We start from the raw sequence: 1,467 nt of genomic DNA, 5'->3' as shown, positions 1-1,467 counted from the left end.
CCGAAGCCGGCGGCTGCGGCTGGGCGGGAGGCGGTGTGTCCGGGCGCCCGCCGGGGGCTGGGCGGTCGGTCATCGGCGTGGGGCCTCCGCCGGGGAGGCCGCCGAGGCCAGGTGCAGGCGGGTGAAGGCCAGCGCCTCCGCCAGGTCGGCCTCCCGCTCGGCGCTCGACATCGCGCGGCGGGTGTTGACCTCGATCACCACATGGCCGTCGAAGCCGGTGACGGCGAGGTGTTCCAGGACCTCGGCGCAGGGCTGGGTGCCGCGGCCGGGGACGAGGTGCTCGTCCTTGGCCGAGCCGCGGCCGTCGGCGAGGTGGACGTGGCCGAGCCGGTCGCCCATGCGGTCGATCATCTGCAGGGCGTCGGTGCGGGCGGTCGCGGCGTGGCTGAGGTCGATCGTGAAGTGGCGGTAGTCGTCCTTGGTGACGTCCCAGTCGGGCGCGTAGGCGAGCATCTCGCGGTCGCGGTAGCGCCAGGGGTACATGTTCTCGACGGCGAACTTCACATCCGTCTCGTTCGCCATCCGCCAGATGCCGTCCACGAAGTCACGGGCGTACTGCCGCTGCCAGCGGAACGGCGGGTGGACGACGACGGTGCTCGCGCCGAGCTTCTCGGCGGCGGCCTGGGCCCGCTGGAGCTTGGTCCACGGGTCGGTGGACCACACGCGCTGCGTGATGAGCAGGCAGGGGGCGTGCACGGCGAGGATCGGGATGCGGTGGTAGTCGCTGAGCCGGCGCAGGGCCTCGATGTCCTGGCTGACCGGGTCGGTCCACACCATGACCTCGACGCCGTCGTACCCGAGGCGTGCGGCGATCTCGAAGGCCGTCGCCGTCGACTCCGGGTAGACGGAGGCCGTCGACAGGGCGACCTTCGCGTCCGGGACGCGCACGAGGGGCTTCGCCATGAGGGACAGGTTACGGGGTGGGGTCGGGTGAGGGGTGGGCGCCTTATCGCCGTTGTGGTGGATGCCATAGGCGAGTGCGGCCGCGTCGTGGCTGGTCGTGCCCTGGCTGGTGGGGCCTCGCAGAGACACGGCCCGCATTGCCCGGCCGCTCGCCTCTAAGGTCCTCTACCCCCTGAGCTCGAAGGCGCCCCTACCCCTGATCCATGTGATCCAGCCGCCGCAGGATCACGCCCTCACGCAGGGCCCACGGGCAGATCTCCAGGCGTTCCACGCCGAAGAGGTCCATCGCGGCCTCCGCGACCAGCGCGCCCGCGAGCAGCTGGCCCGCGCGGCCCTCGGAGACGCCGGGCAGCTCGGCGCGCTCGCCGGCGGTCATGGCGGCCAGCCTCGGCACCCAGCCCTCCAGGGACTCGCGCTTCAGCTCGCGCTGGACGTACGGCCCCTCGGCGGAGCGGGCGGCGCCCGCGATACGGGCCAGCTGCTTGAAGGTCTTGGAGGTCGCCACCACGTGGTCCGGGGTGCCGAAGCGGCTGAACTCGCCGACCGTGCGGGCGATCTCGGTGC

1 protein-coding gene and 1 pseudogene are annotated in these 1,467 nt (G+C 72.9%); both read right to left on the bottom strand.

Annotated elements, in window-relative coordinates:
* Positions 1-69 precede the first annotated feature (69 nt).
* Positions 70-903, bottom strand: a complete 834-nt coding sequence (locus N4P33_RS35215; protein WP_260830980.1) for a sugar phosphate isomerase/epimerase — start codon at positions 901-903, stop codon at positions 70-72.
* Positions 904-1,093: 190 nt separating this feature from the next.
* Positions 1,094-1,467, bottom strand: a pseudogene (locus tag N4P33_RS35210) (Ppx/GppA family phosphatase); the annotation flags it as partial.

It is taken from the genome of Streptomyces sp. 15-116A, from assembly GCF_025290915.1.
Classification (GTDB): Bacteria; Actinomycetota; Actinomycetes; order Streptomycetales; family Streptomycetaceae; genus Streptomyces.
The sequence above is the reverse complement of the archived record's forward strand: the minus strand, read 5'-3'. Positions and strand labels throughout refer to the sequence as shown.

Bases quoted from the DNA above. Each gene is read 5' to 3' on its own strand.
- N4P33_RS35215 (WP_260830980.1), bottom strand. From the start codon at position 903: ATGGCGAAGCCCCTCGTGCGCGTCCCGGACGCGAAGGTCGCCCTGTCG.